The 20,504-nt window shown below is 33.4% G+C and carries 21 protein-coding genes; 7 read left to right on the forward strand and 14 right to left on the reverse strand.

The genetic code is table 11. The features are described 5' to 3' along the window. Positions 1-27: 27 nt before the first annotated feature. Positions 28-1,953 (reverse strand): ATP-dependent zinc metalloprotease FtsH, encoded by a 1,926-nt coding sequence (gene ftsH / locus B3C18_RS24910; protein ID WP_291153279.1) that lies wholly within the window; start codon positions 1,951-1,953, stop codon positions 28-30. A gap of 17 nt (positions 1,954-1,970) precedes the next feature. Further along, on the reverse strand, positions 1,971-2,342 hold the full coding sequence (rsfS, locus tag B3C18_RS24915; RefSeq protein WP_012024667.1) for a ribosome silencing factor: 372 nt from the start codon (positions 2,340-2,342) through the stop codon (positions 1,971-1,973). Positions 2,343-2,434: 92 nt separating this feature from the next. On the opposite strand from rsfS, the gene B3C18_RS24920 reads away from it, so the two are divergent. Then, a complete protein-coding gene (locus B3C18_RS24920; RefSeq protein WP_291153283.1) occupies positions 2,435-3,163 on the forward strand; it encodes a biotin--[acetyl-CoA-carboxylase] ligase in 729 nt (242 codons plus the stop codon). 217 nt (positions 3,164-3,380) lie between these two features. Here the strand turns inward: B3C18_RS24920 and B3C18_RS24925 are convergent, their stop codons facing one another. Both B3C18_RS24925 and pyrE read right to left on the reverse strand, forming a co-directional pair. Next, positions 3,381-3,773: an SRPBCC family protein gene (locus B3C18_RS24925; protein ID WP_291153285.1), complete on the reverse strand. Its 393-nt coding sequence runs from the start codon at positions 3,771-3,773 to the stop codon at positions 3,381-3,383. Positions 3,774-3,934: 161 nt separating this feature from the next. Further along, a complete protein-coding gene (gene pyrE / locus B3C18_RS24930; protein WP_053473537.1) occupies positions 3,935-4,579 on the reverse strand; it encodes an orotate phosphoribosyltransferase in 645 nt (214 codons plus the stop codon). 7 nt (positions 4,580-4,586) lie between these two features. Between pyrE and B3C18_RS24935 the strand changes: the two genes are divergently transcribed. Further along, positions 4,587-5,195 (forward strand): NUDIX hydrolase, encoded by a 609-nt coding sequence (locus tag B3C18_RS24935; protein ID WP_291153289.1) that lies wholly within the window; start codon positions 4,587-4,589, stop codon positions 5,193-5,195. A 90-nt stretch (positions 5,196-5,285) separates the two neighbouring features. Here the strand turns inward: B3C18_RS24935 and B3C18_RS24940 are convergent, their stop codons facing one another. Together B3C18_RS24940 and B3C18_RS24945 are read right to left on the reverse strand one after the other, a co-directional pair. Further along, on the reverse strand, positions 5,286-6,662 hold the full coding sequence (locus tag B3C18_RS24940) for an energy transducer TonB (protein ID WP_291153292.1): 1,377 nt from the start codon (positions 6,660-6,662) through the stop codon (positions 5,286-5,288). An 826-nt stretch (positions 6,663-7,488) separates the two neighbouring features. Next, positions 7,489-8,781: a hypothetical protein gene (locus tag B3C18_RS24945; RefSeq protein WP_291153294.1), complete on the reverse strand. Its 1,293-nt coding sequence runs from the start codon at positions 8,779-8,781 to the stop codon at positions 7,489-7,491. A gap of 454 nt (positions 8,782-9,235) precedes the next feature. Here B3C18_RS24945 and B3C18_RS24950 point away from each other — a divergent pair, with 454 nt between their 5' ends. Then, a complete protein-coding gene (locus B3C18_RS24950; RefSeq protein ID WP_291153297.1) occupies positions 9,236-9,634 on the forward strand; it encodes a hypothetical protein in 399 nt (132 codons plus the stop codon). A 63-nt stretch (positions 9,635-9,697) separates the two neighbouring features. Here the strand turns inward: B3C18_RS24950 and B3C18_RS24955 are convergent, their stop codons facing one another. From B3C18_RS24955 to B3C18_RS24965, 3 genes are all read right to left on the reverse strand, one after another. Next, a complete protein-coding gene (locus tag B3C18_RS24955; RefSeq protein WP_291153299.1) occupies positions 9,698-9,928 on the reverse strand; it encodes a DUF4287 domain-containing protein in 231 nt (76 codons plus the stop codon). 62 nt (positions 9,929-9,990) lie between these two features. Continuing rightward, positions 9,991-10,326 carry a cyclic-phosphate processing receiver domain-containing protein gene (locus B3C18_RS24960; protein WP_291153302.1) on the reverse strand — a complete coding sequence of 112 codons (336 nt, stop codon included), beginning with the start codon at positions 10,324-10,326 and terminating at the stop codon, positions 9,991-9,993. Between the two features lie 259 nt (positions 10,327-10,585). Further along, positions 10,586-12,313 (reverse strand): M14 family metallopeptidase, encoded by a 1,728-nt coding sequence (locus tag B3C18_RS24965; protein ID WP_291153305.1) that lies wholly within the window; start codon positions 12,311-12,313, stop codon positions 10,586-10,588. Between the two features lie 257 nt (positions 12,314-12,570). On the opposite strand from B3C18_RS24965, the gene B3C18_RS24970 reads away from it, so the two are divergent. Together B3C18_RS24970 and B3C18_RS24975 are read left to right on the forward strand one after the other, a co-directional pair. Next, a complete protein-coding gene (locus B3C18_RS24970; RefSeq protein ID WP_291153307.1) occupies positions 12,571-13,932 on the forward strand; it encodes a DEAD/DEAH box helicase in 1,362 nt (453 codons plus the stop codon). A 177-nt stretch (positions 13,933-14,109) separates the two neighbouring features. Continuing rightward, positions 14,110-14,556, forward strand: coding sequence for a hypothetical protein (locus tag B3C18_RS24975; protein ID WP_053473527.1), 447 nt, complete (start codon positions 14,110-14,112; stop codon positions 14,554-14,556). 276 nt (positions 14,557-14,832) lie between these two features. Here the strand turns inward: B3C18_RS24975 and B3C18_RS24980 are convergent, their stop codons facing one another. The 5 genes from B3C18_RS24980 to B3C18_RS25000 form a co-directional block, all read right to left on the reverse strand. Beyond that, the gene (locus tag B3C18_RS24980) at positions 14,833-15,411 is read right to left on the reverse strand and encodes a PhnA domain-containing protein (protein WP_291153310.1); all 579 of its coding nucleotides are present in this window, start codon (positions 15,409-15,411) and stop codon (positions 14,833-14,835) included. A 98-nt stretch (positions 15,412-15,509) separates the two neighbouring features. Further along, positions 15,510-16,160: a hypothetical protein gene (locus B3C18_RS24985; protein ID WP_291153313.1), complete on the reverse strand. Its 651-nt coding sequence runs from the start codon at positions 16,158-16,160 to the stop codon at positions 15,510-15,512. 15 nt (positions 16,161-16,175) lie between these two features. Further along, positions 16,176-16,634, reverse strand: a complete 459-nt coding sequence (gene coaD / locus B3C18_RS24990; protein ID WP_057122611.1) for a pantetheine-phosphate adenylyltransferase — start codon at positions 16,632-16,634, stop codon at positions 16,176-16,178. A gap of 82 nt (positions 16,635-16,716) precedes the next feature. Then, a complete protein-coding gene (locus B3C18_RS24995; RefSeq protein WP_291153320.1) occupies positions 16,717-17,409 on the reverse strand; it encodes a DUF421 domain-containing protein in 693 nt (230 codons plus the stop codon). Between the two features lie 155 nt (positions 17,410-17,564). Beyond that, positions 17,565-18,536, reverse strand: a complete 972-nt coding sequence (locus B3C18_RS25000) for a D-alanine--D-alanine ligase (protein WP_291153322.1) — start codon at positions 18,534-18,536, stop codon at positions 17,565-17,567. 249 nt (positions 18,537-18,785) lie between these two features. On the opposite strand from B3C18_RS25000, the gene B3C18_RS25005 reads away from it, so the two are divergent. Both B3C18_RS25005 and B3C18_RS25010 read left to right on the forward strand, forming a co-directional pair. After that, entirely contained in the window at positions 18,786-19,406 is a 621-nt protein-coding gene (locus tag B3C18_RS25005; protein WP_056206039.1) for a PASTA domain-containing protein, read from the forward strand. Beyond that, positions 19,396-20,442 carry an RluA family pseudouridine synthase gene (locus B3C18_RS25010; RefSeq protein ID WP_291153329.1) on the forward strand — a complete coding sequence of 349 codons (1,047 nt, stop codon included), beginning with the start codon at positions 19,396-19,398 and terminating at the stop codon, positions 20,440-20,442. Before B3C18_RS25005 ends, B3C18_RS25010 begins: the two co-directional genes overlap by 11 nt. Positions 20,443-20,504: the final 62 nt, after the last annotated feature.

The raw sequence follows: 20,504 nt of genomic DNA on the forward strand, positions 1-20,504 counted from the left end.
AAAAATATTGTGTATTTAATGAATAATTTACGAAACGACTTCTTCTAAATTTTTGTCAAAAGTACGTTTTCCGAAAATTGCTTCTAAGTCATCTTTAAAAATAACTTCTTTTTCAATTAATATATCAGCAAGCTGATTTAGCTTGTCTTTGTTTTCTTGTAAAATTTCAATCGCTCTTTGGTATTGACCTTCAATTAATTCTGAAATTTCTTTATCAATAACTTTTGCAGTTTCATCAGAATATGGTTTTGAGAAATTGTACTCACTTTGCCCTGATGAATCGTAATAAGTAACATTTCCAATTTTATCGTTCAAACCATAAATCGTTACCATTGCACGAGCCTGACGCGTTACTTTTTCTAAATCGCTTAATGCACCAGTCGAAATTCTGTCAAAAGTTACCTTTTCAGCAGCTCTTCCGCCCATAGTAGCACACATTTCGTCTAACATTTGATCTGTTCTTACGATTTGTCTTTCTTCTGGTAAGTACCATGCAGCACCTAAGCTTTGTCCGCGGGGAACAATAGTTACTTTAATAAGCGGAGCAGCATGTTCTAACATCCAGCTTACAGTAGCGTGACCAGCTTCGTGAATTGCAATTGCTCTTTTCTCTTCTGGAGTAATAATTTTGTTTTTCTTTTCAAGACCACCAATAATTCTGTCAACAGCATCAAGAAAATCTTGTTTATCAACAGCAGTTTTATTGTTACGGGCAGCAATTAAAGCAGCTTCGTTACAAACATTTGCTATATCAGCACCAGAGAATCCCGGAGTTTGTTTTGCTAAGAAATCTAAATCAAGACCTTCAATTTTTTTGATAGGAGCTAAGTGTACTGCAAAGATTTCAGCTCTTTCGCGAATGTCCGGTAAGTCAACAAAAATTTGTCTGTCAAAACGCCCTGCACGCATTAAAGCTTTATCAAGAACATCAGCTCTGTTGGTTGCAGCTAAAACAATTACGTTTGAGTTTGTGCCAAAACCATCCATTTCTGTCAATAATTGGTTCAAAGTATTTTCTCTTTCGTCGTTTCCGCCAGACATATTGCTTTTTCCACGAGCTCTACCTACAGCATCAATCTCATCGATAAAGATAATTGCAGGAGATTTTTCTTTTGCTTGTTTAAACAAATCACGTACACGAGATGCACCAACTCCCACAAACATTTCAACGAAATCAGAACCTGATAAAGAGAAAAATGGAACCTGCGCTTCACCTGCAACGGCTTTTGCTAATAATGTTTTACCAGTTCCCGGAGGTCCTACAAGTAAAGCTCCTTTAGGGATTTTACCTCCAAGATTTGTATATTTTTCAGGGTTTTTAAGGAATTCTACAATTTCTTGTATTTCTTCTTTAGCACCTTCTAAACCTGCAACATCTTTAAATGTAGTTTTGATATCTGTTTTTTCATCAAAAAGTTTAGCTTTAGATTTTCCAATATTAAAAATCTGTCCGCCTCCGCCAGCGCCTCCGCCAGACATTTTACGCATAATGAAAATCCATACACCAATAATGATGATAATAGGAAGTAAGCTGATTAAAATATCGCTCCAATTATTTTTTTGAAGGAAATTGAAATCTTTTAGTTTGCCTTCACCAACTGCTTTTTCAAGTTTTGTTTGAAAGATTTGGTCGTTACCAATCTCTAAAGTATAGTGCGGCCCTTTGTTAGGGTTTTTAAAAATATCTTTAGAAACCTTTTCGTTTGCCGGATCTTTAAGAGCAGCAGCAGTCAGGTATACTTCAGCTTCGGCTTTATTGTAAACGATCACTTTTTCAATTTGACCTTTTTCTAATAAAGTGTTGAATTTAGAAGAAGTCAATTGTGCAGGTTCGCTTAAGTTAGATCCACCGGTTGCAAAACTTATAAATAAAAAAACTAGAAGTATTGCGGTATATATTAACCAGGGACTTATTTTAAATTTACTCGGATTTGGATTATTATCTTTAGCCATTTAGAAAAATTTTTCTTTTAGTATTTGTTTTCGATTGTAGTTATTTTGGCGTCACCCCAAAGGCTTTCGATATTATAGTATTCACGAATGTGTTTTTGGAAAACATGTACCACGATATGCACATAATCCATAAGAACCCATTCTGCGTTATCGGTTCCTTCTACGTGCCAGGGTTTGTCTTTTAAGTCTTTTGAAACTGTTTTTTGAATTGAGTTTACAATGGCGTTAACTTGGGTATTTGAGCTACCGTTGCAAATGACAAAATAGTCACAAACTGCTGTGTCTATATCTCTTAAGTCAAGAATGTCGATATCATTTCCTTTTACTTCCTCAATCCCTTTGATTATGTTCGCCAATAGAACATCATTATTAATAGTCTTTTTCGCCATGAATTATTTTATATGAATTTGTAAAGTTACCAAATTTTGTGATTATTTTTGAACCTTAACAAAATATTAAATTAAGATATTTAAATTATTTAATGAAACTAATCAAACTCGATGCCATAGATTCCACAAATGATTTCTTAAAATCATTGTCAAGTCAGGATGAACTGGAGAATTTTACGGTGGTAACGGCTGAAAATCAGACAAAAGGCAAGGGGCAAATGGGGGCAAAGTGGAGCTCTGAGACGGGTAAAAACTTAATTATGAGCGTCTTGGTAAAAGATTTTCTGTTTGATAATGAACAGGTTTTTAATTTGAGTATTGTCGTTTCTTTAGCTGTTTTAGACGCCTTGAAATCGTTAAATATTCCTGATTTATGTATAAAATGGCCTAACGACATAATGTCATACAATAAGAAAATAGGTGGCATATTGATAGAAAATACTCTAAAAAGCGATGGCAGGATAGTGTCAGTTGTTGGAATCGGAATAAATGTCAATCAAACTAATTATGAGGATCTGCCTCGCGGTTCTTCTTTGGCAGTTATCTCAGGGAAAACTTTTGACAAAGACAATCTGGCAATTTTAATTACCAAAAAAATACAAGAGAAAACTGAATTATGGATAACCTCATCATCTCTTTTCTGGATAGATTATTTTAATTCTCTCTTCAAAAAAGGAGTTCCAATGCCTTTTAAAAATCTAGAGGATAAAAATTTCATGGGAATTATTCAGGGCGTTTCTCTTAATGGAAAATTGCAGGTTTTATTGGAAGATGATTCTGTTTCTGAATTTGAGATAAAGGAGATTCAGATGCTTTATTAAGTGTTGCTAAGATACTAAGGTTCTAAGATTCTGAGTTTTTTTTCGTACTGTTTGTCATTTCGAGGAACGAGAAATCGCACTAGAAACTCCGTAACGAGAGTCACCAATCTTTGTCGAATTTCTAGTGCGATTTCTCGTTCCTCGAAATGACAAAAAATAAAAATGCCCGACTAAAATCGGGCATTTTCATTTATAATTCACAATTTATAATTCACAATTATAATTTTGTCATATTGTTTGCTAAAGTTTCAATAAACTTACTGATTGGACCTTTAACCATCATCGCCATCATAGCGTTGAATTCGCCTTCAAAGAATAATTGAACAGCACTTTCTGAATCAGAAATAGTGTCAATGTTTGAAGTTAAAGTAAACGGAAGTTTATCACTTGCAGCGCCTAGAACAATTTTGTTTGGCGCTACTTTATCTTTCATTTTTAATTTGATTTCCGGCATACCTTTCAATCCAAAAATAAAAGCATCTTCGCCAATTACTTCAAATTTAGCGATGTTATCCGGCATTAGTTTTTCAAAATTCTTAACATCAGTCAGTTGATCGAATAAATCCTGAGCTGATTTCTGAACGGTAACTTTTGGACTTTCTAAGTTCATATAATATTTTGTTTTTTTATTTGTATGTAGCAATCAAAATAAATTCCAATTTTTTAAAATTCCAAATCCCAAAAAGAGCGAAGCGATTTTTTATAAATCTAAAATCTAAAATCTAAAATCTAAAATCTAAAATCTAAAATCTAAAATCTAAAATCTAAAATCTATTCTTGTCCCCAAGTCGATGGGCTTACGCTCCATTCTTGTAACGTAGATTGTTGATCTTCTGTGATATATTGTTTTTGAACTGCTAAGTCTAAAAGATTTTCGTAGTTGCTTAAAGTAAACAAGTCAACATTGGCATTTTTAAAATTTTCTTCGGCAACATTAAAACCGTAGGTAAAAATCGCTGCCATTCCTTTAATATTAGCACCTTCATTGCGCAAAGCTTCAACGGCAAGTAAACTACTGTTTCCTGTGCTGATTAAATCTTCAACAACTACAACATTTTGTCCTTTTTGAAAAAAACCTTCAACTTGATTTTGTCTTCCGTGTTTTTTTGGTTCCGGACGCACATATACAAACGGAAGTCCAAGGCTTTCGGCAACTAAAATTCCAATTCCAATGGCTCCAGTAGCAACACCGGCAATCACATCAGGTTTTCCAAATTGTTTTTCAATGTTCTTAGCAAATTCATCACGAACATAGTTTCTAATGCTCGGAAATGAAAGAATTAACCTGTTATCACAATAAATAGGAGATTTCCAACCAGAAGCCCATGTAAAAGGATTTTCGGGATTCAATTTAATTGCATTTATTTGCAAAAGCAATTCGGCTGTTTTTTCGGCAGTATCTTTATTAAAAATCATAGTACAAATGTATAAAGTTTTTGTGAACGACAAACCACTTTTTTTGACAAATGAAATCTCCCGCGAGACAGATTTTCAATTGTTCTTGTTAGAAAGTATTGATATAGAACAGCTTATAGTGAAAATTTTTCAAAATAAAATTCAAAAAGCTATTTTATATCATCCTGACGAAAGTGAGATAATGAAAACCCTCAAAGCCAAAATTCCGGTAAATAAAGCCGGCGGAGGTTTTGTGTACAATAAAAAAGGCGAGGTTTTATTCATCTTCAGAAACGGAAAATGGGATCTCCCAAAAGGCGGAATCGAGAAAGGCGAGGACATTGAAGCCACCGCCATGCGCGAAGTTGAGGAAGAAACGGGCGTAAACCAGCTTCGTATTGTTCAAAAACTTCAAAAAACATATCATATCTTTAAACGCAACGGAAAATACAAACTTAAAATCACGCATTGGTTCGAAATGCATTCTGATTTTGAAGGAACTCCACACGGACAAATCGAAGAAGGAATTGAAAAAGTAGCCTGGCTAAACCCGGAACAAATCAAAGAAGCGCTTAAAAACTCTTACGAAAACATTAAATTATTATTTGCAGAAGAAATAAAAGTAAAAGCAGATTAAAATAAAATTTAAAAGCCCCAATAATAATTGGGGCTTTTTATTATAATTTATTTAGATCATCAATGTTAATCCATTTTTTTATTAAAAGAATTAATTTAATCGGTCCAGTTTTTTTATTTCCTGTTTTAATTTTTCAGGAGTTACTTCCTCAAAAGCCAAATTATTCAATTTTTGTTGTGATGTTTCGGCTTCCTGAGTGGCTAAATAAGGTTTATTGTCAACATATTTAATGGCGAAAATAGTAATCTTTTCTCCAGATGGAATATCGTTAAACGAGACATTATCACCATTTGAGTATCCTGTCATTACCGATTTTATACTATGAAATATGATACTTACAGAAGTATTGCTGTCATTTTTAAAATTAATCACATAATCAATTTTAGACGATTCATCATAATCCAAAAATCTATCACAATTTATAAAACCTAGTTTCGCACTTTTAAATAAGTAAGAACCAAATTCCTCTGCTTTTGTTTTTTTTGCTTCATAATTACCAAATTCGCTGCTGTTAGAAGTAGAACTTAAATAGCCATTATTACCATCTTCATCTGAGTGAATATTAACGGGAAGAGAATATTGAACATTTACAGGAATACCATTTACTTTGCCCGGAATAAACTTTGAAAGCTTTTTAAAAGCCTTAACCACAGCTTCATCAACCTCTTTACTTAAGCCTTTTATTATTTTAATATTGGTTACATTTCCTTCTTTATCTACAATAAATGTACTTGCAACTCTACCTGAGATAACTTCTTCCGGCAAAACTATACTGTTGCCAAGAGTTTTATATAACACTTGATTACCACCCGGATAAACAGGCATTTCATCAACTTTATTATAAACCTTATTTAAATTGATCGAAACCTCAGCAAGCTGCCAATTAACCTGATCATTTGTTCTCTTTCCGTTAAAAAGCTGCATTCCTTCTTTTTCTTTCTTTTTAGGCATTTCAATTTCAATACTTTTTCCTTTTTTCAAATCACATTTTTCCACACCCGAAACAGCATTTATATCCAGCATTCCGCCAGTTTCCAACAATTTTCCGTTTGAAGTTGTCGAAAGTCTGCCTAAAAGAATATCCGAAATACTATAATATTCTTTAACCGATATCTTAATTTGTCCCGAAACCTCTTTTTGCGTTTTTGAAACAATAAAACTATTCGCCGTAATTGTTATTTTGGTTTTTTCGGCGCAGACAATCGTAGTATCTTTATTGTTGTTAATTAAAAAATATTGTGGTTTTTTGTCATTTTTAAGATAAAAATCCAACAATAATTTTTTGTTTTCTGCCAAATTATTGCTTGAAGAATTCACTACAGCCGAATCACTTTTTATACTGTCTGATTCAGTTGTATTTGCGTTCGATTTTTCAGGTTCAGCAATAGAATTACTTTCTTTAGTTTCATTTTTACAAGAAAAAATAATGAAAACCAACACGAATAACGAAATTAATTTGTGTTTCATCAGCAGGAATTTTGATTGGGGTTTGGTTAGATTTATTTCAAATATAAAATATTATAACCAACCATTTTTACGGAAAGACACATTGTCGGGATTTTTTTTTAGAATTTCAAACCGATATTCATTTTCTAATTAAAAAGCCTAATAAACTTATGTTTATTAAGCTTTTTAGTTATTATTGTGTTCACGAGCGAGATGCTTACGCTGGTAGAGCAAAACTTATTTGACTTTTTTGTAAATTTTATACAATAAGTATACTATTGCTGCCAAAAAACATATACAAAATATTTGCCAAATTAGCAATGATATTGAGAAGTCATTAATTGTTACATCTTTCATAATTATATAGCTTAAAGTCTTTTACCTGTAATTATTTCGCCAATATTATTATTAATTAAATGATCCATTAATGATTCTATCATTTTTTCAAATTTAATTTAGGCATTATAACATCAAGCCGCTGCTTTTCTTGCCAACGCTATGACATAAACCGAAGATATTATATATAAAACCAACGGGATTACAAAAGCAGTATTTATCCTGTGGTAATTATGCAATAGTCCAGTAGTGTAAACTAGAAAAGCCAGTAAAACCACAAAACAACTCAATAAAACCTTATAATTTCTGTTTACTAGAATTAAAATAAGCAGACCTAATACAGGAATTGTAAGCAGTCCTTCCCAAAATATTGGGTGCACACTGTTGGAGAGGTCGCTCAAAAACTGGTAGAAATAGATCAATATCAGGGCAAAATTTGGAACCCCATTCTCTTGGACGCCGCTGATTAATAAAAAAGACAGCACTGCGATGAATTTTGCAACTCGTAAGTTTATGGACATGATTTATTTGTTTTAGGTGCGTTATTTGATTCCGTTGTATGATTTGCAAGGCTACTTAATATAGAAGCTACGGTGTTTGGAGTGTCAATCATCCCTGAAGTTGAAACTCCGGCAATATTTAATACATCAGTAGCAAAATCAGAACAGTTGTTAAAGCTTAAATCATACCACTTGGATTGGTAAACTTCTGAGAGTGCTATGATCTGGCTCAATTGCGCTCCAGTAATGGTCATACTGGCAGATACGTTGTAATGATGGCCTCCATTTTCTCCCATAATGCCCTTCCCACTTAAGGAACCTAATGCCGTTTTAGGGTAATAGCCATAAACCGCAGAATTACTTCCTTGTGATATGCCTATGAATGCATGTCCTACGCCATTGCCTCCTCCCATTCTTTCTGCATAAACCGTAAGTTTTACTGGGACGGAAATACTGAAGCACGACAGGAATTTTTTTATGTCACTAATTGCTACATCGGGAGGAGGGGGCATTACAAGGCCGCTTTCTCCTCCAGATCCTCCACCTCCTGTAGGAGTTCCAGAATACCCACTTGAACCTCCATCTCCACCAAATGCTCCAGCAATACTAAAATCCCTAGGAGCTGGAGCAGGAGATTTCTGCGTAACAATAACATTATTTAATGGAATTGCCGCAGTTCCTCCTCTCTGTAAGGTGTCGTCACGTTCTCCGCCATAATTAGCGCTCTCATCAAACATTTCTATCATTTTAGATGTCGAGCTATGTTTGTGATCTTTGTCAAATAGCATTATCACATCTTGTACATCTTCAATAACAAGACCTTCTTTTAATTTCGCACCTTTTAAAAAGCCTTTTTTTAAATCCCAATGAATGATATAACCGCTAAAAAAAGTTAAATCCTCAAACCCTTGCTTTTTTTGCGCATCATCAATTTTATCTTGCAACTCTGGAAATATCTCCTGTATTAGAGCCTGATACTTTGAATCCGATTCATACAAATATAACATTTTCTGTCCTTTGTAATCTGGATCTTCGGGGTTATCCTTAATAGGTACAGTGATTCCTGTAGAATTATCACTCAGTTGGATTACTTTGGCATTTTCCCAATAGTAATCAAGATTTCTAAATGCTTTATTAAATTCTCCTTCTTCTGATTTATTGGTTGTGGAGTTTGATTTGTAGCTTTGAAACCAATTTTTAGCCTGATCAATTTTAGCATTTTCACTTATTAATTGACCTGTGTCATTTTCTTCATTGTCACAGCCAGCAACTAAAACAATTGTGCCAAAAACCAAAAAAGGCATTAGTACTTTTTTTAATTTTTTAATAATAAAATAGTTATAAGGTTAGTATTCTTAAAACTAACCCTTCGAAAAACTATTCAACTACCACATAAGTCATTTAAATATCAGAATAAGATATTTTTTTATTACAGAAATATCTGTTTCAACTTTTACATAGCCTCACACGGCAATTCATTCCGTAGGACTGTCTGTTTGGTAGAATTAAATTTGTATTACGATTATACGTTCCGTAGGAACGTTTGATTAATGTTGTAGATATTTTATTTCCTTAAAACAGGTATCCTTACAGGACACAATGCAAAACGATATTATTTTTTCTACCGATGAGATATTCCAAAGGAATATTATACTTTGTAATTGGTACGGGAGTAATTAAAATTATTTAGATATACTTTGCAACAATCTTTATAATCATTATTCATATTTTTGAATTTTAATGAATTTATAACATACTATGAGTGTAGCAAATCAATACAATTTAAACTTTTATATTTGGACATTATCTGACGGTGTCACAGTGAAACCAAGTATTGGGGTTTCATTAATTAATGGTTCAACTAAAAATCATGAGATAGCAAGTTTTCTAGAACCAAATGGCATTCGTTTAACACAAGAAATCATAGATGACATCAATTCTTTAAATTTAGATTTAAACTTACCATTCGAAGACTATAATATTTGGGGAGGAAATCAAGATGAAAGTGTCGAAATCAAATCGCCACCTTTTAGAGCCGTTTTTAATACAACAGGTAACCCAGTAGAAATTCCAATAGCAGATTTTTTGCAAATTTTGCAGGAATGGAAGTTCTTTTTGCAAGATATACCTAATCCACATTGGCTGTCTAATAGATGACGCACTACAATTACTCACTCGTTAACATAATCATTCAAAAAAGATAGAGCGAGACTAATTCATTTATTCACTATCCTCATTTTTTATGCCTTTAAGCAGCGCATAAATTGCCATTGAATGTCCTTGGCCTAAGTCAAAATCATTTTTAAGCCAGTTTACAATATCTCCAGCTTTTACTTCTGGTTTTAATTTTCCCTCGGCTGTAAAACCTTTTTGTTCAGCTAAAGTTTTAAACTCGGCTGGACCATTTCCTGTTTTTTCTTTAATTGTTTTTAGGTATCCTTGAAATGACATACAATATTAATTTTAGTTAGTTAAAGTATTTGTACGAAAATACAAATAAATGTTTAATTGTTTTAACCTCTCAAATGTCTAATATAATTATCAAGCAAACCCTGAATTTGCTTACTCGCAACAGGATTAGCAGAATGAACATTGAATTTTAAATTCAATAAATCTATTCCAGATTCATAAACCAGCCATTTGGCGCAAGCGTAACCATCTTCGGCAATTTGATCATTTTCATCAAGACCTAAATCATTATCAAAACTAATTAATTCAGGAAGCCCTTTTTCAAGAATAACTTTTTTAAAATCATGAGAATTTCTAACAACAACGAAATCATCATTAGTTAGTTTTTTGTAAACCATATTTACGTCTCTAATATCGTCGAGAAAGAGTTTGTATGTCATTTTAAAGTTTTAAAAATTATTGAATATTTTGTCATTTCGACGAAGGAGAAATCGCACTAGAAGCTCGACAAAGATTGGCGATTTTCGTTGTAGACTCACGAGTGCGATTTCTCCTTCGTCGAAATGACAAACTTTATGCAAAAACTTTGACAAAGTTCTACGCACAAAGCTTTGCGATCTTAACGTTTTTTAAAACCACTCAAAGTCAAAAAAATCTTTGCGCACTTTGCGTTAAAAAATATCGGCAAAATAAAAAAAACTAAAGCAATCGATAAACAGGATACTGCAAATGAGCCTTTTCATAATAAACAGAATGCTTATAAATCCAATCTAACTGCGCGTCAGGATTTTTAGCAAATTCAGCATCAGTTTGTTTTTTAGATTCTAGTTCCGCTTTTAGAGCAGGGTTTTCTTTTAAAAGATTTGCTGCAGTATCTTCAAAAATATATTCAGAATAATGTTCTTTTTGCTGCAGAATTGGATCGAAGAAATTCCAGTTAAAGAACGAATCAACACCTTCGGGTTCAAAAGCTTCCAGAAGATATTTTACACCTTTTTGATTGGTTGGAACTACATAATCACCTTTAGCGAAAGCCATTTTAACGATTTTAGAAGTTACTGTTGTATTTCGATGTGAATAATGCCCTTCGTAAGCTGATGGAACGGTTTTAAAATCGGCAATTCTGTAGCTTTCAACTTCAATAATCGTGTCGTTTTTAAGCTGTGTAAACGAAATATTATTGTTTTTCAAAAGATCAATAATATTCCAATAACCTCTCGGAACAATATAAGCCGTAGGAATCACAACTTCCTTAACCGATTTAAATTCTTTAATATACGGAACGTCTTTTTTATACGGTTTGTTTCGGTCGTAATACAAACGATTTCCAGTTGTAGCATCACTTTTTTTGTAACCTGCTTCATATCCTAAAAATGAAAAAGTTGTGGCTTTTGTGCTGTCTAATTCCCATTTTAAAGTATAAGATTTTTTAGGTTGATATTGCTCAAGGTTTTTCACTCGAAGTTCTTTGATTTTCTGATAATTGGCATCGGTAAAATCCAAAGTTGATTTCATGTATTCATACGTCATTTTTACACGTTCGGCATATTTTTTCAGCATGTGTGTTTCGACCACAAAACCAATCGTATTAAATAGGGAAGTGTAACCCGTTGTATATCGCGGACTATCGACAAACTGCCCAAAACCTTTGTCTGGAGTATCTTTAAAAGAATCTACATAAGGCGTAGTTTCGATTTTCTTTTTCTGTAAATCTTTCACCAAAGATGGCATCATTTCATTGTTCATAAAATCGCCCAAAACAGTTCCTAGTTTATTATGCTGTGTCATAATATAAGTCAGTTTGTATTGATAATCAGAACCGTTGCTGACGTGATTGTCAATAAAAACATCGGCATTTATTTTTTGGAAGATTTCTACAAAACTCTTTGTATTTCTAGAGTCCGATTTCATTAAATCACGATTCAAATCGTAGTTTCTGGCATTTCCTCTAAAACCGTAAATTTCAGGTCCGTCTTGATTCGCACGCGTTGTTGAATTACGATTTAAAGCGCCGCCAATATTATAAACAGGAATGCAGACTAAAACGGTATTTTTTGGCGCTTTCAGTTTCCCAATCGCTAAATCTCTGTAAAATTGCATTGTGGCGTCGATTCCGTCCGGTTCTCCGGCGTGGATTCCGTTATTGACAAAAAGAACTGCCTTTGTTTTCTGAATTTTATCGAAATCAAATTCCTTGTCTGGATTAAAAGTTACCATGTGTAAAGGTTCACCAGAATCTGTTAAACCCATTTCTTTAATTTGAATCGTTGAAAAATCATTTGCTAAAAGCTTAAAATAAGCAATAGTTTCCGGATAAGAAGCCGATTGATTTCCGTTTCCTTTTTCAAAAAAGGTATCGTATTTTTTATTGTTTTGAGCAAAAATGGTAAGCGTAAAAAGTGAAATGATAATGGTAAAAAATCTCATGATTTGGGTTTTTAATAGAAATCAAATATAGGATTTTTGTTTCAAGTTTCAGGTTTCAAGTTTGATGTACTTTGTGTTTTTTTAACCGCAAAGCACGCAAAGTTTTTTTATGTAGAAGGTTTGGTAAAAGCGCAAAGTTCGCAAAGCTTTGAACATAAACTTAGCGAACTTTGCGTAAACCTTTGCGCTCTTTGCGGTTAAAAAACTTGAAACAAAAGAAAACCTGAAACTTGAAACCTTTTAATTACTTTTGCAAAATGAATAAAAAACACCATTCTAACAATATACTTTCGAATTTAGGCATTGAGAGCCTAAACGAAATGCAGGAAACAGCTCAGGACGTAATCCTGAACGATAATAATGTTTTATTACTTTCTCCAACCGGATCTGGAAAAACACTTGCTTTTTTGCTTCCTGTTTTAGAATTATTACAGCCTGAAATTTTATCGGTTCAGTGTTTAATTTTAGTTCCGTCACGCGAACTTGGACTGCAGATTGAGCAGGTTTGGAAGAAAATGGGAACGCAGTACAAAGTAAATATTTGCTACGGAGGACATTCAATCGATACCGAAATAAAAAATTTAAGCAATCCTCCGGCAGTTTTAATTGGAACGCCTGGAAGAATCGCCGATCATATTGACAGAGAAACTTTTAGAACAGATAAAATTCAAACGCTGATTTTAGATGAGTTTGATAAATCGCTTCAACTTGGGTTTCACGAGCAAATGTCTTTTATCATTGCAAGATTACCGAAAGTAAATAAAAGAGTTTTAGTTTCTGCAACGTCTGATATTGAGATTCCGAAATATACGCGAGTTGTAAATCCTACAGTTTTAGATTTTATTGTAGAAGAAGAGGAAAAAGCAAATCTTTCTATGAAAATGATTGTTTCTCCTTCTAAAGATAAATTAGAAAGTTTGTTTAATTTAATTTGTTCTTTAAAATCACAGTCGGCTATTATATTTTGTAACCATCGTGATGCTGCAGAACGTATCAGCGACACTTTAAACGAAAAAGGAATTTACGCTACGTATTATCACGGTGGAATGGATCAGGACGAACGGGAGCGCGCTTTGATTCAGTTTAGAAACGGAAGTATAAGTTACCTGATCACGACAGATCTTGCTGCACGTGGATTGGATATTCCGGAAATGAAACACGTAATTCATTATCATTTGCCTTTAAAAGAAGACGAATTTACACACCGTAACGGACGTACTGCGCGTATGCAGGCAACGGGAACGGCATATATTATTGTTCACGAAAGCGAAAAACAATTAGATTATATCGATTATAGTATGTCTGTTTTGGATGTGAAAAATGTGACTTCTTTACCAAAGCCACCAGAATTTCAAACAATTTATATTAGCGGCGGAAAAAAGACAAAGCTGAATAAGTTTGATATTGTTGGTTTCTTTTCTCAAAAAGGAAAACTGGAAAAAGATGATTTAGGTCTTATTGAAGTAAAAGATTTTGTTTCGTTTGCAGCAGTAAAATTTGGAAAAGTAAAAGAACTTCTGAAAAATATAAAAGACGAAAAAATGAAGGGTAAAAAGTTTAAAATTGAAGTTGCCCGAAATGTCATAAAGAAAGAAGAGGAGAAAAATAAGAAATTTTAGGCTTTTTGAGATAGTTTTAGAGAGTTAGAATTGTATTTATGCTTCTGTATATCAGGTTTTTATTGTTTATTGAACAACATTAACAATTTTGTGTTAAAAAAATAATGAATTGATAGCTGTTTTTTCAATATTTCTGTGTTTTTTTGTTGCAGTAAAATTGTAAACCCCAAATCCACTATGAAAAAGATTATTACCATTGCCATTTTGTTCTTTAGTTTTGTTTCGTTTGCACAAATTAAAGTTATTGAAACAGTTCCTGTAGAGAAATTAGGAAAAGTAAATAACAACTACATTCAGAAAATTGGAGACGAGTATACTGTATACTACACAAGTATTTTAAACGATGATGATTCTTCTCCGTTGAGAAAATTTTCTTTTAAAAACGTTAATAATGATTATACTAACCTATATAACATTATTATTGGCGGTTTTACAGCGAGTCCGTTATATGACATTAAATTAGAGTTACCAAATAACTACATTTGGTTACACTACACAGGAAATGTTGTTCCAGACAAAGCTACAGTTCAATTTATGGTTTCAAGCAAAGATAGAGATGCAGCAACAAACAGCGTTTCTGAGCCATTAGTTAAAGATCAAATCAGCAAATTATTCCAAAAATAATTTGTTGTCAAAAACAATATATTTAAAAAGGCCGTTCAGTTTTTGAACGGCCTTTTTTTTGTTTCAGAATTCAGGGTTGCTTAGCGTTGTCTTGATTTTAACCGCAAAGCACGCAAAGTTTTTTTTAAATTTAAGGCTTTCTAAAAAGCGCAAAGTTCGCAAAGCTTTGTGGAAAAAACTTTGCGAACTTTGCGTTAACTTTTGCGTGCTTTGCGGTTAGATCACTTAGTATTCAAAAAAACTTAGAATCTCAGTATCTTAGAACCTTAGCAACTTTTAAATTTTCTTAACGTACTGTGTAATAATAACAATTTGCTGTCCATCGACTTTTCCTTCAATGTATTCAGCGTTTTCGTGGTCTAGACGAATGTTTCTTACGGCAGTTCCTTGTTTGGCAACCATACTTGATCCTTTTACTTTAAGATCTTTAATTAATACAACAGAATCTCCGTGTTGTAAAACAACGCCATTACTATCGCGGTGAACCAGTTTATTTTCGTCATCTTCGCCTTCGCCTGTTGCTTGTGCCCAAGCTAGTGTATCTTCGTCTAAATACATCATATCCAGTAATTCCTGAGGCCAGCCGGCAGAACGTAAACGATTTAACATTCTCCAGGCTACAACCTGAACAGGAACGTTTTCATTCCACATACTGTCGTTTAGACATCTCCAGTGATTTAAATCAACATTATCAGGATTTTCAATTTGGTCAATACACGTGTTACAAGCTAATATAGCTTCATCAATGCCGCCTTTTTGAGTTGGTAATACTTGATATACTTTTAGGTTTTCTTCGGCGCCGCAAAGTTCACATTTAGATCCGCTTCGTTTGCTTAATTCTCTTTCGATGCTCATTATTTATTTTTTGTTTTAAAAATGCGAAATTACTTATAATTTGCTTCGTTTGCAAGTTTATGGATTTTGGTGTTTATTATTCTAATGATTAAAATAAATTACTTCAGAAGATAATATAATAGCCATAAAATAGAAAAAATAATTCCTATTATTAAAATTCTGTTTCCATGTTTTCGGTCTTCTTTTGAATATGCATAAACTCGATTTCCATTTGGAAGTGTTTTTTTATAAGTTAACAGATGCCACCCAATAAATAATGCCCATATCCCTCCAAAAAATGCAGAAATATATCCCAAGATTAAAAAACCTTTATGATTTTCTTCTGGTTTAGATAGTTCTAATATCCTTTGTTCTTCAATCTTTTTGATTCTTTCTTCGCTAATATCTATGCCTTTTTCTTTTAGAAGTTTTTTTGCAAGAGTAACATCAAATTTGTTCCATTCGTCACTTTTTGAAACTACCTCTATTAATTCCTCGTCTGAAAAAGTAAAAAGATAATAGTCTTTTTCAATTTCATTTATCTCTTTTTCAGATTTTTTAAGTAATATTTCGTTGGCTTTTTTAAAGTCTTCTTTCTTAATTTTTAAACAATACTCTGTACCAAAACCGTTATTTGCAAAAGTCGGATCAAAACTTAATGAGTTGTTTTCTAAAAGATATTCAATATTCGTTTCTTTTAGTATTTGCCCAAGTTCTTCCGCAGAATGTTTATCGTTAAATTTTTCAAAAGTTATAAATTCTTCTGTCATAAATGTGTTTCTTCTTTATTTCTGTACTCTAACCGCATCCGGAACCAATAATTCATATTCACCGCCATTTCGTAATACATCACGAACAATACTCGAACTGATATAAGACGTTTTTGCAGCAGTTAATAAAAACACCGTTTCGATTTTAGAAAGACGTCTGTTCGTGTGTGCAATGGCTTTTTCGAATTCGAAATCGGCAGGGTTGCGCAAACCTCTTAAAATGAAATTTGCTTTTAGTTTTTTGGCTAAATCTATGGTTAATCCTTCATAAGTGATTACTGAAATTTTTGGTTCATCTTTAAAAGTTTCTTCAATAAAGCGTTTTCTTTCTTCAAGTGAAAACATGTATTTTTTTTCGGCGTTGACACCAATGGCAATTACGATTTCATCAAATAAAGAAATTCCTCTTTTGATAATATCTTCGTGTCCAAGTGTAATAGGGTCAAATGATCCGGGAAATATTGCTTTTCTCATTTTTTTGAGGTTCTAAGGTTCTGAGATGCTAAGATTCTAAGTTTTCGTTGGATTGTGCTGAATCTTAGTTTTGAGTTTATTTTTATGTGATTCTAAGCGTTTTTATAGCCGAAACCCATTCGTCTTTTTTACAGATTTCGCAGTTTGTGGTTCCTTTTTGAACTTCTTGTGTGTGACCACAGAAAGTACAGGCGTAAATTCCGTTTGTTGGAATTATTTTATTTTTTTTATTGAACAAAGCCGGTAAAATAGGTAAGCCGTATTTTACATCTTTGTCTTCGTAGAAAAACACACTTATTTCGCCGCTTGGTTCAATAAAAGCATGTTTTACCTGTCCTAAATGTTCGATTGATTTTACGCGAAGTTCTGAGAAAAATTCGTCTTGTGCCAAAGTTTCTTTTTTAAAACTCGATACAGAAAATTTTCCGTCGTTAATTAAACATTCAGTTTTGCCTTCTATAAACTCTTCAAATTTTTTGCTTTTTCCGGTAAGCCATGTTACAGAACGATACAGAATGATAATAACTAAAAATACAATTGCTGCAGGGGCAATTCCAACATCTTCATAAAACATTGGGTCGCCAGCAGCAGAACCTAATGCAATGATGATTACGGTTTCGAAAATCGATAATTGTTTTACACCTCTTTTACCAGCCAATTTTAACGTTAGCAGTAAAATCGTGAACATTACTGTCGAACGAAATATTACTTCCAAAAGAAAAACTTGTGGAAGTTCATTAAAAAATAGTCTATTCCATTCGAAGATTTCTTTCATTTTTTTAGGTGCTAAGGTTCTGAGATTCTAAGTTACTAAGTTTTTTGGAGATTTCTTGAGAAGGACTTCGACTTCGCTCAGTCTGACAGTTGTATAAATTAAAAAAAATAAAGGTGCTAAGATCTTAGAAACTTAGCACCTTACTATCTTAGGAACTATGCCAAAGCCAGTTCAATCGCATTTGTAAATAATTCTTCCAGAGAAATTCCGGCTGCTTTTGCTTGCTGCGGAATCAAACTTTCGGTTGTTAAACCCGGAATGGTGTTCATTTCCAACATGTATGGTTCGTTGTCTACAATGATGAATTCACTTCTTGAGAATCCTTTCATTTTTAAAACTTCGTAGGCACGTTTTGCTGTTTCTCCCACTTTTTTTGTCAGTTCGTCAGAGATTCTGGCTGGTGTGATTTCTTGTGATTTACCTTCGTATTTAGCTTCATAATCGAAGAAATCATTGTCAGATACAATTTCGGTAATTGGTAAAACGATAACTTCTCCTTTGTAATTAATTACGCCCACAGAAACTTCGGTTCCATCAAGAAAACTTTCTATGATAATTTCGTTGTCTTCTTTATAAGCTACTTCAATTGCAATTGGAAGTTCGGCTTCCGTTTTTACTTTTGAGATTCCGAAACTTGAACCCGCTTTGTTTGGTTTTACGAAACATGGTAAACCAACTTTTTTAACGATTTCCTGCGTATTGATTTCGTCGCCTTTATTTAAGTAATAAGAAATAGCGGTTTTGATTCCGTATGGTTTTAAAACAGATAATAAATCTCTTTTATTGAATGTCAATGCCGATTGGTAATAATCGCAAGACGATTGCGGAATGCCTAATAATTCAAAATAAGCCTGCATTAATCCATCTTCGCCCGGAGTTCCGTGAATGGCATTGAAAACGCAGTCAAATGTGATTTTTTCTCCATTTACCGTTACAGAAAAATCATTTCTGTCAATTGGGAATTCGGCGTCGTTTGCGTCTACATAAACCCATTTTTCTTTAAAAATATGAACTCGGAATCCGTTGTATTTTGTTTTGTCAAGATATTGGTACACAACGTTTCCGCTGATAAGCGAGATTTTATATTCGCTTGAATATCCGCCCATGATGATGGCAATGTTTTTCATTTATATGTTTTGTTTTATATTTTGTTTCAGGTTTTCTTTGTTTCAGGTTTCAGGTTTTTCGCCACGAATTTCACGAATTTTCACGAATTATTTTTTTGAAATCTGTTTGAATCTGTAAAATCTGTGTGCCAATTACATCCAGCATTCACTAGGCTTATACACCTAATTGAGGAGTTTATTGTTTTAAACAAAATTATCATTTTTTTTGAAATGAAATACTTTATCTTTGCGACAACTAAAAATAAATTTATGAGTTTACGTAAGTATTTAACTAGCCGAGTATTTTTCTTGCAGGTATTAAGTGCGGCTGCTATTGTTGCGGTTTTGGTTTATTTGTTTATGCATTGGTTGACTTTTACAACTGATCACGGACACGAAATTGCTGTTCCTAATTTAGCCAGACTGACTGAAGAACAAGTTGAAGAAAAACTGGATGAGCTGGACTTAGATTATGTACTTTTGGATAGTGTTGATTACCGAAGTGAATTTCCGAAATATAGTGTTGTAGAGCAGGATCCGCTGCCGGGAACTAAAGTTAAAGTAGGAAGAAAAATATATATTAAAATTAATTCTTCGGGATTTTCGTCTGTGAAAATTCCTGATTTAATTGAAAAAACATATCGTGAAGCGGTTCCAACTTTAAAAGCTTTAGGACTTGAGCCGGGAACGATTACTTATATTCCGAATCTTGGAAAAGATATGGTTTTGGAAATGCGTTTAAAAGGAAGAAATTTAAAAGTAGGAGACCGTGTTTTGAAAGCGTCTAAAATTGATTTGGTTTTAGGTGACGGAAAAGCGAGTTATGTAGATGATAGTCAGGCAGCAGATAGTACAGCAGTGCCTGCAGAAACCCCAAAAGATGAACAATAATATTGAAGAAAATTTAGATCTGGAAGACGAATTATACGAGCATTACAGATTTGAAGTCCCAAAAGGTCAGGCGTTTTTACGTATTGACAAATATTTACTGAATTTGATTCAGAATGCTACGCGTAACAAAATTCAGAACGCGGCAACTGACGGAAATATTTTTGTAAATGATATTCCGGTAAAATCAAATTATAAAGTAAAACCTTTTGATGTGATTACGGTTATGTTATCGCATCCGCCTTATGAAAACCATATTCTGCCGGAAGACCTTCCGATTAATATTGTGTATGAAGATGATGCCTTTTTATTAATCAATAAAGAGCCGGGAATGGTGGTGCATCCGGGTCACGGAAATTACACTGGAACTCTTGTAAATGCTTTGGCACATCATTTTGATAATCTGCCAATGAACAGCAGCGAGCGTCCTGGTTTGGTGCACAGAATTGATAAAGATACTTCTGGACTTTTGGTAGTTGCCAAAACGGAAGCAGCAATGACACATTTAGCGAAACAATTTGAAGCTAAAACTACAGAACGTGAATATATTGCGCTTGTGTGGGGAAATGTTGCGGCAGAAAGCGGAACAATTGAAGGAAACCTTGCCAGACATTTAAAAGACCGCATGCAAATGGCTGTTTTTGCTGATCCTGAAATTGGTAAACCGGCAATTACGCATTATAAAGTTTTAGAACGTTTTGGTTACGTTACTTTGATTTCCTGCAAACTGGAAACTGGAAGAACGCACCAAATTCGTGCGCACATGAAACATATCGGACATCCGTTATTTAATGACGAACGTTACGGCGGACATTTGATTTTGAAAGGAACTACGTTTACAAAATACAAACAGTTTATTGAAAATTGCTTTAAAGCTTTGCCGCGTCAGGCATTGCATGCTAAAACGCTTGGTTTTGTTCACCCAAATACGGGAGAAATGATGCGTTTTGATACAGAGTTACCGCAGGATTTTCAGGATTGTATTGAAAAATGGCGTACGTATGTGAAATCGCATAATACTGAAGACGAAGAGAATTAATTAGATAATTTGTCAATTAGAAAGTTAGATAATTTCTTAAACACAAATTCCACCAATTTACA

The sequence above is a fragment of the Flavobacterium sp. UBA7680 genome (genome assembly GCF_002482975.1).
GTDB lineage: Bacteria > Bacteroidota > Bacteroidia > Flavobacteriales > Flavobacteriaceae > Flavobacterium.